The sequence below is a fragment of the Cupriavidus sp. 96C5-1 genome, from assembly GCF_057798855.1.
Window position 1 is genome coordinate 13,060 of sequence record NZ_JBYOJU010000006.1, and the last position, 13,396, is coordinate 26,455.

General features: G+C 66.2%; 13 protein-coding genes. 7 read left to right on the forward strand and 6 right to left on the reverse strand.

The features are described from left to right. Window positions 1–314: 314 nt before the first annotated feature. Window positions 315–455, reverse strand: a complete 141-nt coding sequence (locus AC3FOF_RS09780) for a hypothetical protein (RefSeq protein ID WP_276264000.1) — start codon at window positions 453–455, stop codon at window positions 315–317. Window positions 456–658: 203 nt separating this feature from the next. On the opposite strand from AC3FOF_RS09780, the gene AC3FOF_RS09785 reads away from it, so the two are divergent. Together AC3FOF_RS09785 and AC3FOF_RS09790 are read left to right on the forward strand one after the other, a co-directional pair. Then, window positions 659–1,141, forward strand: a complete 483-nt coding sequence (locus AC3FOF_RS09785) for a transposase (protein ID WP_488726485.1) — start codon at window positions 659–661, stop codon at window positions 1,139–1,141. A 135-nt stretch (window positions 1,142–1,276) separates the two neighbouring features. After that, window positions 1,277–1,645 carry a hypothetical protein gene (locus tag AC3FOF_RS09790; protein ID WP_276263998.1) on the forward strand — a complete coding sequence of 123 codons (369 nt, stop codon included), beginning with the start codon at window positions 1,277–1,279 and terminating at the stop codon, window positions 1,643–1,645. A 41-nt stretch (window positions 1,646–1,686) separates the two neighbouring features. On the opposite strand, the gene AC3FOF_RS09795 is transcribed toward AC3FOF_RS09790, so the two are convergent. Then, window positions 1,687–2,133 carry a hypothetical protein gene (locus AC3FOF_RS09795; protein ID WP_276263997.1) on the reverse strand — a complete coding sequence of 149 codons (447 nt, stop codon included), beginning with the start codon at window positions 2,131–2,133 and terminating at the stop codon, window positions 1,687–1,689. Window positions 2,134–2,340: 207 nt separating this feature from the next. Continuing rightward, window positions 2,341–3,159 carry a Crp/Fnr family transcriptional regulator gene (locus AC3FOF_RS09800; RefSeq protein ID WP_276263996.1) on the reverse strand — a complete coding sequence of 273 codons (819 nt, stop codon included), beginning with the start codon at window positions 3,157–3,159 and terminating at the stop codon, window positions 2,341–2,343. 260 nt (window positions 3,160–3,419) lie between these two features. Here AC3FOF_RS09800 and AC3FOF_RS09805 point away from each other — a divergent pair, with 260 nt between their 5' ends. Beyond that, window positions 3,420–4,589, forward strand: a complete 1,170-nt coding sequence (locus AC3FOF_RS09805) for an extracellular catalytic domain type 1 short-chain-length polyhydroxyalkanoate depolymerase (protein WP_017230125.1) — start codon at window positions 3,420–3,422, stop codon at window positions 4,587–4,589. A 111-nt stretch (window positions 4,590–4,700) separates the two neighbouring features. Here the strand turns inward: AC3FOF_RS09805 and AC3FOF_RS09810 are convergent, their stop codons facing one another. Next, a complete protein-coding gene (locus AC3FOF_RS09810) occupies window positions 4,701–6,008 on the reverse strand; it encodes an MFS transporter (RefSeq protein ID WP_017230126.1) in 1,308 nt (435 codons plus the stop codon). A 407-nt stretch (window positions 6,009–6,415) separates the two neighbouring features. Between AC3FOF_RS09810 and AC3FOF_RS09815 the strand changes: the two genes are divergently transcribed. After that, window positions 6,416–10,339, forward strand: a complete 3,924-nt coding sequence (locus AC3FOF_RS09815; RefSeq protein ID WP_488726486.1) for a DUF748 domain-containing protein — start codon at window positions 6,416–6,418, stop codon at window positions 10,337–10,339. A 148-nt stretch (window positions 10,340–10,487) separates the two neighbouring features. After that, complete coding sequence (locus AC3FOF_RS09820; RefSeq protein ID WP_017225869.1) at window positions 10,488–10,673, forward strand: rubredoxin; 186 nt, start codon at window positions 10,488–10,490, stop codon at window positions 10,671–10,673. A 104-nt stretch (window positions 10,674–10,777) separates the two neighbouring features. Here AC3FOF_RS09820 and AC3FOF_RS09825 read toward each other — a convergent pair whose 3' ends face one another. Then, a complete protein-coding gene (locus tag AC3FOF_RS09825; protein ID WP_017225870.1) occupies window positions 10,778–10,936 on the reverse strand; it encodes a hypothetical protein in 159 nt (52 codons plus the stop codon). A gap of 44 nt (window positions 10,937–10,980) precedes the next feature. After that, complete coding sequence (locus AC3FOF_RS09830) at window positions 10,981–11,163, reverse strand: hypothetical protein (protein ID WP_006163669.1); 183 nt, start codon at window positions 11,161–11,163, stop codon at window positions 10,981–10,983. A gap of 333 nt (window positions 11,164–11,496) precedes the next feature. Here AC3FOF_RS09830 and AC3FOF_RS09835 point away from each other — a divergent pair, with 333 nt between their 5' ends. Continuing rightward, window positions 11,497–12,315, forward strand: coding sequence for a FadR/GntR family transcriptional regulator (locus AC3FOF_RS09835; protein ID WP_488726487.1), 819 nt, complete (start codon window positions 11,497–11,499; stop codon window positions 12,313–12,315). Then, window positions 12,315–13,343, forward strand: coding sequence for an L-idonate 5-dehydrogenase (locus tag AC3FOF_RS09840; RefSeq protein ID WP_488726488.1), 1,029 nt, complete (start codon window positions 12,315–12,317; stop codon window positions 13,341–13,343). Before AC3FOF_RS09835 ends, AC3FOF_RS09840 begins: the two co-directional genes overlap by 1 nt. Window positions 13,344–13,396 lie beyond the last annotated feature (53 nt).

The window sequence follows — 13,396 nt, forward strand, 5'->3', positions numbered from 1 at the left end:
TGCCGGGCAGGGGGCTATCCGGTCAGGCGCCGCGCCATACCGCGAAATTGGTGGTGGGCCTGAAAAGACGGCGGCGGGCACGGGCCCGGCACAGCGGCAAGGCGCGGCAATCTTGAAAATATCCCAGCGCAAATGGGGACATGACAAAGCATTTCCTCTTTACTGTGGCCCGGAATTTGGACGGCAGCGCTGACAAAATCCATAGCCGGCCGGCTTCGCGTTGCGCGTCTCGTCGCCGGTCTTGCCCGAGGCGCGAGGCTCGGTTGCCGACGATCGAAATTTAGTTAATGCCAGGCAAGGTTAATACAGAATTTTCAATCTTGCCAGTACACCGCCCCAATGCCATCCTCTAAATCCGTGCCTAAAAGTTCTTTTTGTTCGAACATGAAGACATTAAGCGACGTGCCTTGCGAAACATGACTTGCCGTGCCGGCGGGGCTGCCCGGGAATTTCAAGGCGTTTCATTGCCCTGTCATGGCAGGCGTGGGCCATTTTTCATCTATCAGAACCAGCGCGGGAATCAAGGGAGGATGAAATACCCACGCGGATACGATGGTGCTTTTCAGTAGCGGATTTTCCAGTTTGGATTTTTCCGGAACTAGAATTAAAAATGGTTTAGCTCACAGTTTGAAATCGTTGTATTGCCTCCCGATGCGCCATGGAAAAGCCGCCGGGCTTGCCTCGGCACATCCACGCCGGAGTCCGCGACCGGCGCCACGAAAAACTGCTTAACTCTCGGCTTGAACACACTGAATTGCCTTTTGCGGTACTGGTGGTAACTTTGCCGGCAGGGGGGAACGGGCCATGCACGCGCAACGGCGCGAGTGGCTTTTGCGAGCGGAGGCTGGCGGTGAACAGACGTTTTTCGGAGGAACAGATCCGCGCATACCTGGCGGAGGGCGCTGCCGGCGTGCCGGTTCGCGAGCTATGCGCGCGCTATGGATTCAGCGATGCGTCTTTCTACGGCTGGCGCATCAAGTACGGCAAGGCCGCGGAGAGCGAGGGGCGCGACGGCCGCAAGCTGCGCGACCTGCAGGAGGAAAACACGCGACTTAAGAGTATGCTTGCGGATGCGCTGCTCAAGCTTGAGTCGATGCGCAATGGCAATGGTCGTGCCGGCAACGGCAAGGAACGAAGCTAAGTCCGGGGTTCAGTCCCGATTTTGCCGGCCTCCGGGGAGGAACATCGGAGGCACGCGTGTCTTTCGGTATCTATCGGCAAGGCGACCACTGGAATACTGTCCGGGGCGTTTGCCCCTCCGCTTTGGAGAACTGAAATGAAACGGGCTTCGATCGCCATGGCTGTCGTCCTGGGCTTTGGCTTGCTGGCGGGCCAGGCTGGCCGCGCCGCCGAACTGGAAGTCCCCGCGCCGATGGTCGCCCCGCCGCCGCCCCGGATCCTGCTGGACCCGGCCACCGACAATGCCGGCCCGGCGGCGGACGGCACCCTTACCCCGGCGCAGCGCACCCATTGCCAGGCATTGCTCGACAAGATCAATGCGCTGCCGTCCGGGCCGCAATGGTCTGCCAGCAAATCCAGCGTGACAACCCCCGACGGCGGTTCCCACCCGATGCTGGAGCGGCAGGCGGATCGCAAGCAACTCAATGAGGCGTATCGCCAGGAGTGTGCCCAGCAAAAACGCTGAGGCGCCGCAAGGCAGGCCGCGACGCCGGTTCCGGATAGGTCTTACTTCGCCTCGCAGCGGTTCGGCGCAATTGTGACTTCGCCCACCGGCAGTTCGCCGATTCCCATGTAGCGATAGTTGAGTGTGACGCCGAGCCGGCCCAGCACCGGTACATCGGGGTTGCGGCAGATGCCCCGCTCCAGTATGGGGCGGGCGCTGGCCATGAAGGCGACCGTGCCCTCCCGCGTGGCATCCACGCCGGCCAGGCTAAGGCGAAACACCACGCGTTTGCCCGGTGCCACGCTGCAGCCCTCCAGGCGCGTCGCGCCATCCAGCGCGAACGGTCCCGCCCTCGTCAGTTCCAGGCATGCCGCCTTGAGCTCGGCATCTGCGGTACTGCCCCCGCCGGTCAGCCGCGTGACGCCGCTCATGCCCGTGCTTTTCCCCTGCACCGTGCCAAGCAGCAGTCTTGCCAGCGTCGATAACGAAACGGCTGGACTGGTTTGCACGGCGACTGCCGGTATTAGCCCGGCAGCCATCAGGCAGGCGAGAAGCGCCAGGCGGGCGCATGCCGCGAAAGGGGAGTTCCGCATTTTGATACCGGAAACAATGTCGGCTGCCAGCCCGGACCGGCGAGGTGTTCCTTTTCCCCGTCGCGTGTTGCGGCATAGCCCGAACATAGCCGCGTTTGCAGGGAGGTGCTGTCCGTGTCCGTCCTACGCCAGGGCGGGGCCTGCCGTGCCGGGGCGCAAGGGTAGTGGCTTGGATGGCGCGATCGCCGGCGAGCTGTCGGGTTCGGCCGCGGGCGGGCGGATCGGCACCCGCTCCGGATCTTCATAGACCGCGCTCAGTCCAGCCGGATCGACGATGTGCAATTGCCGCTGCCGTATCGTGATCAGCCCAACCGATGCAAAGCGCGCAAGCAGCCGGGACACGGTTTCCAGGGTCAGGCCAAGGTAGCTGGCGATATCGTTGCGCGACATCGCCAGCGTCAGCGCCGCCCCTGAATTGCCGCGGCGACGCTGCTCGCTGGCCAGGTCGAGCAGCAGCATGGCAAGCCGCTGGGCTGCTTTCATCGAGCCGATCGCAACCAGCAGGGTGCGCTCGCGCTCGGTATTGCGGCGTAGCGTGCGTAGCATCGGTTCCCTGTACTCGGCGCGCAGCAGGTGCGCGCGCACGGCCTCGATCGGCACCACGCAGCAGCGTGTGTCCTGCATGGCCACCGCGCTGGTGCAGTGGGCCTGGCTGTCATGGTCCTCCAGGCCCAGCACGTCGCCCGGGTGCGCAAAGGCGGTCACCTGGCGCCATCCCAGCGGCGATTCGAAGACGGATTTCGCGCTGCCGTCATGCACGGGAAATACGGCCAGCACGGGCCGTCCCTGACGGTGCACGGTTTCGCCCGCGCGCCACAGCATGCTGGCCGGACTCAGGCTGCGTTCAGGCGAATCCAGGGCCGGTGTGGCGCCGGCGTTACGGCAGATCCGCTGGAAGAGACACAGCGAGCAGCTTGGCTTATCTGCCTGGGGCGTGGTCATGACATTCTCCAGTTGCCTGCGATACACGCGACGGCAGTATAACCGGCCCCTATCTGCACCTAACTTTTAGTGATCTGCATTCTTTGATGAGCTGCCTTAAAGAATTTCTTCGCCAGCGGCGATTCCGGCGGGAATGCTGTCAGGCGGCGCTCTCTTCACTATTGCCTGGTTTTCGCTGCGTGTGACGGGAAAACGACACCATCCCCCCGTCGGAGGGTGTGTTATGCTGCATCGCAACAATGTAGACGGCAGGAGTCTTCATGGCCAAAAGCCTTTCGGCGGACTGGCATGCGCAACTCCGGCAGCTCAGCCGGGTGCAGCCCCAGACCGCGCGCCAACTTCAAACGTGGATTAACCGTATCGCTACCCTCAACCCCGCAGTCCCCCGCCTGCGAGCCCGCTCACCGGCGTCGCCGCCGCTGCCATCGCGCCAGCCGTTGCCGGGCGAATGGGCATCCCACCATCACCGCCTGGCACCGCTGCCCGGCGAACTGGTCCCCCGCTTGTCCTACTGGCTGTATGTGCCGGCGCGCGCGCCCAAAAGGCCCATGCCGCTGGTGGTGATGCTGCACGGCTGCCGGCAGAAGCCGGAGGACCTGGCCGCGGGCACCCGGATGAACGCCCTCGCCGAGCGCGAGGGCTTCATGGTGGCTTATCCGCAGCAACCGTTGCGGCGCCAGATGCAGCGCTGCTGGCAATGGTTCGACCTCGGCGCCGCGGAAGGCGGGCGCGAGGCGCAGGCGCTGGCCGTGCTGATCGATGCGCTGGCAGCGCGGCGGGATGTCCGGGCCGACCAGGTGTACCTGGCGGGATTGTCCGCCGGCGCCAGCATGGCGGCGGTGGTGGCTTTGCGCTATCCGGAGAAGGTTGCCGCGGTCGGCCTGCATTCCGGCGTCGTGATTGGCGCGGCGTGCACCCCCAGCGATGCCTTGCGCGCCATGCAGCATGGCACTACGGTCGCCCCCGCCTTGCTGCTGGATGCAGCGGGCGTCTCGCCGGGCGGGCCGAAGATGCCGGCCATCGTGCTCCACGGCATGGCCGACGAGGCTGTGCATCCGGTCAATGCGCGCCTGCTGGCACGCCAGTTCCTGGCGTATAACGGCATGACGGACCGGCTCGACGAACGGATGAGCAGCGGCGCGGCGCGGCACCTCGCCGGTGCTTGCGCCGTAGCCGGGGATGAAGGAGAGGTTCAGGGGGCGGAGGCGACGGAAGCCGCCAATGGCCATGAGGCCACCCCGAGCCTGCCTGCAGGCGACTACCTGGAAGCCAGCTTTGGTACCTGGAACCGGGAACTGGTCGAATTGTGCGAGGTTGCCGGCCTGGACCATGCCTGGAGCGGCGGCGATGGCGATTACGCCTATCATGCGCCGATCGGCCCGGATGCCAGTGCGCTGATGTGGGAGTTCTTCAGGCAACATCGGCGCTAGACGCCAGCCCGGCCAGTGCCGGACGCAAAAAAGGGAGGGCCGCAGTTGCGGCCCTCCCTTTTTCCGTACCGGCATCCTGTTCTTGGCAGGCGCGGGCCGTAAGCCGCTGACTCAGGCGAGCGAGCGGTCCTTGACGAACAGCGCCGTCACCATGCCCAGCAGGCACAGTGCCACTACATAATAAGCGGGGGCGAGGGGCTCGTTCTTGAGCATCAGCGTGACGATCATCGGGGTCAGGCCGCCAAAAATCGCGTACGACAGGTTGTAAGAGAACGACAGCCCCGAGAAGCGCACCTGGGCCGGAAACGCTTTCACCAGCACGTACGGCACCGCGCCGATGGTGCCCACGAAAAAGCCGGCCAGCGCATACAGCGGCATCAGCAGGTCCGGGCGGGTGTGGATGGTGCTGTAGAAGATATAGGAGCTGATCGCCAGCAGCAGGCCGCCACCGAACAGGGTGACTCTCGGGCCGACCTTGTCGGCCATCAGTCCGGCGACCACGCAGCCGATGGTCAGGCAAAGCGTGGCCACGCTATTGGCCACCAGTGCGGTACGCGCATCGAAGCCGTAGATCTTCTGCAGGAAGGTAGGGGTCATCAGGATCACCACCACGATGCCGGCCGACAGCATCCAGGTCAGCAGCATCGACACCGCCACCGCGCCGCGGTGATCGCGCACCACAGCCTTGAGCGGCATCTCCGCGGCCAGCGCCTTGCGCTTCTGCAGTTCGGCGAACACCGGGGTTTCATGCAGCCAGCGGCGCAGGTACATCGAGCCGATGCCGAACACGCCGCCCAGCAGGAAGGGTACGCGCCATCCCCAGTCCACCAGCTCTGCCGGGGTGAAGATGGTATTGATGCCGGTGGCCACCAGCGAGCCCAGCAGGATGCCGGCGGTCAGGCCCGCGGTCAGCGTGCCGCAGGCGTAGCCGGTGCGCCGTGCCGGCACGTGCTCGGACACGAACACCCAGGCGCCGGGCACTTCGCCGCCCACGGCGGCGCCTTGCATCACGCGTAGCAGCAGCAGCGCCACCGGCGCCAGCAGGCCGATCGCATGGTAGGTCGGCAGCAGGCCCATCAGCAGCGTGGGCACCGACATCAGCAGGATCGACAGCGTGAACATCTTCTTGCGGCCAAGCAGGTCGCCGAAGTGGGCCATGATGATGCCGCCCAGCGGGCGCGCCAGGTAGCCGGCGGCAAAAATGCCGAAGGTCTGCAGCTGGCGCAGCCAGTCCGGCACCGACGGCGGGAAGAACAATTGCCCGATGACGGTGGCGAAGAAGACAAAAATAATGAAATCGTAGAATTCGAGCGCGCCCCCGAGAGCGGCAAGGGCAAGCGTTTTGTAATCCTGTCCGGTCAGGGGGCGAGCTTGCGTAAGCGCGCTATCTGCTCCGGCGGTACTGCTGATGGTGGACATGAGGAGACTCGCATGGAAAAAAATCGCATGCGAAGCGCGCAACACGGTTGACGTGGAGGGTTCTGGCCGGAAGGTACAGCGCGGGAGAAGCAGGCACTAAGTGGCGGATAAGCCGCTGGCATGCGACGAGACGCTTCGCAAAGGCGAGAAGATACCAGATCGGCGGCGAAGCGGCTGTCGTCATCCGGCTTCAAACCATGTTTAGTCCGCGATGAATTCACCTTTGGTTTCATTTGAATACCTTTGCTTTGCCACGAAGCGTTGCCATAATGTGTGTAAAAAGTGAAATCCGGGCCACAAAGTGGGCAATTCGCCGGCAACGCAGCGTGGAATGCCATCGTGCATGCGCGTTGCTGGCGGATATGCAATGCGGACACGGGTAATGGGGTTGAATTTTCTGGGATCACATGGCAATCAAGTTCTCCATGCAGGCGGCAACCGCCACACCGCGCCGTAGGGCAGGCCTGCGCGTGGCCGGCGGCATCGTGGCCGCGCTGGCGGTGTTCGGCCTGGCTGGCTATTTTGGCGGGCCTCCGCTGATCAAGTCCTTCGTGGCCAAGCAGGCCAGCGAGGCACTGGGGCGGAAGGTCACCTTCGGCGGCGCCGAGGTGCATCCTTTCTCGCTGGCGGTCGACGTGACCGACGTCACGATCTACGAGCCCGACGGCACCACGCCCATGCTGACGCTGGGCGAGGCCAAGATCGACGGCGCCATCGCCTCGCTGTGGCATATGGCGCCGGTGGTGGATGCCGTGCATATCGACCGGCCCTCGCTGCGCCTGGCGCGCGACGCCAGCGGGCGCATGAACTACGCCGACATCGAAGAGCGCTTTGCGGCAAAGCCCGCGGCGCCCAAATCCGAACCCGCGCGCTTCTCGGTCAACAATATCGCGCTGACCGGCGGCACCGTTGTGTTCGACGACAAGCTGCTCAAGCAGACGCAGCGCGTGGACAACCTGACCATCACGCTGCCCTTCCTGTCCAACCTGCCGCACGACGTCGAGATCGTGACCCGGCCGACGGTGAGCGCGAACGTCAACGGCTCCGCGGTCGCTCTTGACGGCACGATGCTGCCGTTCGCCGCTTCGCGCGAGACGCACCTCAATATCAACCTCGACGGGCTGGAACTGGCGCGCTATATGCCGTTCGCGCCGACGCTCCAGGATGCGCAGATCAAGGGCGGCCTGCTCGATACGCGGCTCACGCTGGGATTCATCCAGCAGAAAGACAAGCAGGACGTGTTTCTGACAGGCACGGCGGCGCTGCGCGATGCCGATATCCGCAAGCATGATGGCTCGCCGCTGGTGAAAGCGGGCCGGGTGGCGGTGGACATCGCACGCATCGAGCCGCTGGGTCGCATGGTCCATCTGCGCAGCTTCGCCGTGGATGGCCTGGCAGTCCAGGCCGTGCGCCGCGCCGATGGCTCGCTGGACCTGGCCCAGGCCTTCCTGCCGCAGCCAGCCAAGGCGGAGAAACCGGCCGTGGCGCCGGCACCCGTGGCACCGGCGTCGTCGCCTGCCGTGGCCAAGGCGGCTCCGGCCTCGGCGCCGGCCGCCGGCGGCGTTGCCGCGCCGGCGGCGTTGCCCTGGCGCTATGCGGTGGACCGGATTACCGTCAAGCAGGCCAGCCTGAGCCTGCGCGACGAACTCGCCACGTCGGGCCCCGGCACGCTGGCGCTGGGTCCCCTTGATGCCGAGGTGACTGGCCTGTCCGGCGATAGCGACAAGCCTGCCAAGGTGCAGGCCAAGCTGGGGCTGGGTGAAGGGCAGACCCTCAGCCATGAAGGCGAACTGACGCTGCATCGCGGCACCATGGACGGTACCTTGCAGGCCAGCGGCGTGAAGCCGCAGGCTTTCGCCGCCTGGTGGCCGGCGGAACTGCACACCCGGCTCGGCGACACCGCGCTCAACGCCGAGCTGCATTACAAGATGGCGTGGGGCGGACCGGATTTTGCTTTCTCGCTGGACAAGTCCCGCGTGGAACTGGCGCCGCTCTATGTGGCCACGCGCGAGCCGGTGACGGTGCCGCAAGCCACCGCCACGACTGACAACGCCCGCAGGCGCGGCGCACGGCGTGCCAGCGACGACAGCGATAACGCCAACCTGCCGGCGGTAAGCGCCGAGCGGGTGGCGCTCGAAGACATCACCTTCGACCTTGGCGCGCACACATTCCAGGCCGGCCAGCTGGCGATAGCCAAGCCGCAGATCGCGCTCACGCGCGACCGCAAGGGCCAGGTGCTGGAGGCCGCGCGACTGTGGGCCGAGCAGTCCGGGCAGAAGGCAGTCCAGCGCGCCTCCACCATGCAGGCCAAGGCCAAGCAGCCGCAGAGTGCCGCCGCGGCCAGGCCCGTGCCCTGGAAGGCGCAGCTTGGCAAGTTCTCGCTGGATGGCGGTAGCCTGCGCCTGACCGACTACGCGCCCTCGGACGCCAACCGCGACCGGCCGGTGATCCATCAATTCCGCAATGTCGGCCTTGGCACCGGCCCGCTCCAGTGGCCGATGGCGGCAGGGGCCATTCCGCTCAAGTTCAAGGCCGAGTCGGGACGGCGCGGCTCGCTGGCGATCGACGGCACGGTGCTGCCCACCGCGCCCGCGGCGCAGCTGCAAGTGGATCTGCGCGAGTTCGACCTGGCGCCGCTGCAGCCTTACCTGGCCGACCGTTTCAATGCCGCGCTGCGTGGCGGCACCGCCACCGTGAAGGGGCGCCTGGGCGTCGATGCACCGTCCGGCAAGCCGATTGCCGCGCGCTTTGCCGGCAACGCGCAGTTCGGCAATGTGCGCAGCGTCGACCGCCTGACCGGCGACGATTTCCTGCGCTGGCGCTCGCTGGCCGTCAACGGCATCGATTTCGTCATGGACGAGGCCAAGGGGCCGATGAAGGTCGGCGTGGGCAGCGTCGCGCTGTCGGACTTCTACGCACGGGTGATCCTGAATGCCAACGGCCGCCTCAACCTGCAGGATGTGATGGCTGGCGGCGCCGCCAAAGGCGAAGCCGCGCCCAACACCAGCCTGACCCAGGCCAACCCGGTGCCGGCCGCCAGCGCGCCTGCTGCAGCGCCCGCCGCACCCGCGGCACCTGCGGCAACCGTGGCCACGGCCGCGGCGAAGCCGCAGATCCGCATCGGTGGCGTGACGGTGGAAAAGGGCAACATCAATTTCTCGGATTTCTTCGTCAAGCCGAACTACACCGCCAACCTGACCGATATGAAGGGATCGGTCTCCAAGGTCTCGTCGTTGGACCCGACGCCGGCCGACCTCACCCTGGCGGGGCGTATCGATGACGACGCACCGGTCAATATCGACGGCAAGCTCAACCCGCTGGCCGACCAGCTTTACCTCGATATCGCGGCCAAGGCCGCCGGCGTGGAACTGACCCGGCTGACGCCTTACGCGGCCAAGTACGCCGGCTACCCGATCACCAAGGGCAAGCTCACGGTCGATGTGGCGTACAAGATCGAAAACGGCAAGCTGGACGCGCGCAACCACCTCTACCTGGACCAGCTCACTTTCGGCGACAAGGTCGACAGCCCGACCGCGACCAAGCTGCCGGTGCTGCTGGCGGTCTCGCTGCTGAAGGATCGCAACGGCGTGATCGACATCAACCTGCCGGTAGCGGGCTCGCTGTCGGATCCGGAGTTCAGCATCGGTGGCGTGATCGTGCGGGTGATCGTCAACCTGCTGACCAAGGCCATCACCTCGCCGTTCTCGCTGATCGCCTCGGCCTTTGGCGGCGGCGACGAACTGGGCTATGTGGAGTTTGCGCCCGGCACGGCCACGCTCACGCCGGCGGCTGCGCAGAAGATCGCCACGTTGGGCAAGGCGCTGGCCGACCGTCCGGCGCTGCGGCTGGAAATCAGCGGCCGCATCGATCCCGCCACCGACAACGCCGGCGCGCGCCGGGCCTGGCTTGACGCGCGCGTGGCCGAGCAGAAGGCGCGTGAACTACGCACCAGCGCCCGCCAGGGTGCCGTGGCCGAGGAAAGCGAGGAGGGAGAACAGGGCGCCAAGGTGACGGTGTCGCCGCAGGAGTATCCGAAATACCTGGAAACGGTCTACAAGCGCGCATCGTTCAAGAAACCGCGCAATATGATCGGGCTGTCCAAGTCCCTGCCGACCAAGGAAATGGAAACGCTCCTGCTGGAGAACGCGCCGGTCACCGATGTGGAACTCAGGCAACTGGCCGAGCAGCGCGCGCTGGCCGTGAAGCAGGCGCTGGAGCGCGACGCCAAGGTGCCGGAGAGCCGCCTGTTCCTGACCGCGCCGAAGCTCAGCGCCGAAGGCATCAAGGACAAGGGTGCGCCCAACCGGGTGGACTTCACGATCCGGCAGTGAGCACGCGGCGGGATTGACGGGGGAGGGCGCGGCGCGGTTTGCGGTGCCGCTCCCGCTTCCGCTTCCGCTTCAATGCCCCAGTGCCCATGCCGGTGCGCCGGTCAAAAAGCTTGTATGATTTCGCCCGGAATCGATACAGGAGTGCGTTTTGCAGCAGGAAGCCGTTGCCTACAAGACCTGGGTTTGCGTGATTTGCGGATGGGTCTACGACGAAGAACAGGGCTGGCCGGAAGATGGCATCGCCCCCGGCACGCGCTGGGAGGACATCCCGGAAGACTGGCGTTGCCCCGAATGCGACGTGGGCAAGGGTGAGTTCGCGATGATCGAAATCTGAGTTCGATTCAGAGTCTGATTCCGGCGCATGTCCGCCTGCCAGTACCCGTCCTGGCAGGGTAAGCACGAGATCGCGCGCTGGCGCCCTCGGCCAGGCAGCCGCGCTCAGTGGCGCTGCATCTGCCGGCAGATTCCCGCGCGCCTGCGCTGCTCGGCGCAGCGGCGATAACGCATGCGGTAGGGATGGCTACAACGCCAGATCGCTGTCACGATAGTGACCAGCAGCAGGGCCGCCATCACGACGGCCAACATGCCCAGTGTCATAGCGGCCTCCTCTCCCACAAGCAAGCCGGGAACGCTCGAAGCGTTCAGATCAGCAAGGGCAGCGCCTCCAGCAAGGCCACCGCCAGCAGCGCCCCGAATATCGCACCCGCCGCGCGGCAACTGATGCGCAGGGCACGTGCGGTGAAGGGGATCCCGCCGAAGGCAATCATGCCCACCAGCGCCATCGGAATCAGGAACACAAGATCATGCGACGTGAAGTGCAGCATTGCCGTCTCCTGTCTTTCAGCTTGTGCTTTCAGTATAGAAAGTGTCGCAGAGAGGCCAAGGATGAATGACATCGGGGTTGTCCCGTAAGCGTTTTCCCAGTCCTGCGCCTTCCGCACCGTCCGCGCCTTCCGCGCCTTCCGCGCCGAAACGACGTACGCTGCCTGCGTGGAAGATTTTGCTGCGGCTGCTCCGGCCGCTCCCCAAGGCGGCATGCTCGCCCGTGCAGGGGCGATCCGGGCACTTCCCGAGCTTCGCTTGCTGCGCCGCTCCATAAATTTCCCTTGTAGGTGGCGTAAAAACTTCCTAGAAATTGGTCAGGCCACTTTACCTCTATGCCTGAACGCTCTCCGGGACCGCGCACCGACATGCCCCTGCAGCAGATCGAACCCCGCCGGCTGTACCGCCAGATTGCCGACCAGTTGCGCCGGCTGATCGAGAACGGCGAGTTCCCGGTGGGCTCGCGCCTGCCGCCGGAGCGCGACCTTGCGGTGCAGCTCGGGGTGTCGCGCCCGTCGGTGCGCGAAGCGCTGATCGCGCTGGAGGTGGAGGGGCTGGTCGAGGTGCGGATGGGGTCGGGCATCTATGCCTGTCCGCCGGAGCGGGCCCGCGCGGCCAGCGTGATGGCGCCGCCGCCGCTGGATGTCATCCGCGCCCGGCAGACCATCGAGGGCGAGATGGCGGCCAATGCCGCGCGGCATGCCACGCCGGCCTTGCTGGCTGCGCTGGCGGAGGCGATCGCCATGATGGAAGCGGAAGCCGGCGCCGGCCAGAGCCCGGTCCGGGGCGACCGCCTGTTCCATCTGCGCATTACCGAGGTGTCGGGCAATGCGGTGCTGCAGCGCCTGGTTGCCGAACTGTTCGACGAACGCCATAACCCGCTCTTCGCCCGTTTCGGCAGCCATTTCGAGAACGAGACCAGCTGGCACGCCGCCATCGCCGAGCACCGCGCGGTGGTGGCGGCCATTGCCTCGGGCTCGCCGGAGGCCGCGCGCGAGGCGATGTGCCGGCACCTGGAAGCATCGCACGGACGTTTTTACGCAGCGTGGCCAGCCAGCGCGGCCATGCCCGGAACAGCCGACGCCGGCGCCGCGCCGCCGGCGGCGCCTGCCATCGCGCGCCGCAAGCCGCGCAAGCTCGCCGAGGAGTCTTGATGTCTCTTGTGTGCCATATCCATGCGGGCGAAGACCTGCGCTTCTCGCAGGTCGATCCAACCGATCCCGGCCCGAACGAAGTCGAAGTGCGTCTCGGCGCGGCTGGCATCTGCGGCTCCGACCTGCACTATTACTTCCACGGCAAGGTAGGCACCTTCGTGATCCGTGAACCGCTGACACCGGGCCATGAAGCCGCCGGCATCGTAACCCGCGTGGGCAGCGCGGTCACGCGCGTCGCTCCCGGCAACAAGGTGGCGATCAATCCCTCGCATGCCTGCGGCGCGTGCGACTACTGCCGGGCCGGGCGCGACAACCTTTGCCGCAACATGCGCTTTCTCGGCAGCGCCAGCGTCTATCCACATGTGCAGGGCATGTTCCGCGAGCACTTCCTGATGCACGAGCGGCAACTCACGCCGGTGGACACGGATATCTCGCTGGGCGAGCTGGCCTTTGCCGAACCGCTCTCGGTAGCGCTGCACGGCGTGCGCCGCGCCGGCGAGCTGATGGGCAGGACGGTGCTGGTCACCGGTGGCGGCACCATCGGCAGCCTGGCGGTGATGGCCGCACGGCTGGCCGGCGCGGCGCATGTCATCGTCTGCGATATCGCGGACCGCCCGCTCGAAGTGGCGCTGCGGGCGGGGGCCCACCAGGCCATCCGCACCGACCGGGTGGCGCCGCAGGCCGTGGCGGATCTCGCCGACATCTGTCTGGAAGCGGCCGGCAGCGCCGCCGCGCTGGAGACCTGCCTGCAGGCGGCCCGGCGCGGCGGGCGCATCGTGCAGATCGGCACGTTGCCGGCGCAGGGGCTGCATTTTCCCGCCAACAGCATCATGGCGCGCGAACTGGAGTATGTCGGCGCCTTCCGCTTCGCAGGCGAGTTCGACTGGGCTGTGCGCTATCTCGCGCAACGCCGGCTCGATGTGCGCCCGCTGCTATCGGCGCAGTTGCCGCTGGCGCAGGCAGCGGAAGCGTTCAGGCTGGCCGCCGACAAGACCCGCAGCACCAAGGTGCAGCTCACCGCAGCATAGACGCATGGACCGGCATCACGGCCGCCGGAGCGCATCCGAGAGAGAGCGCCAGG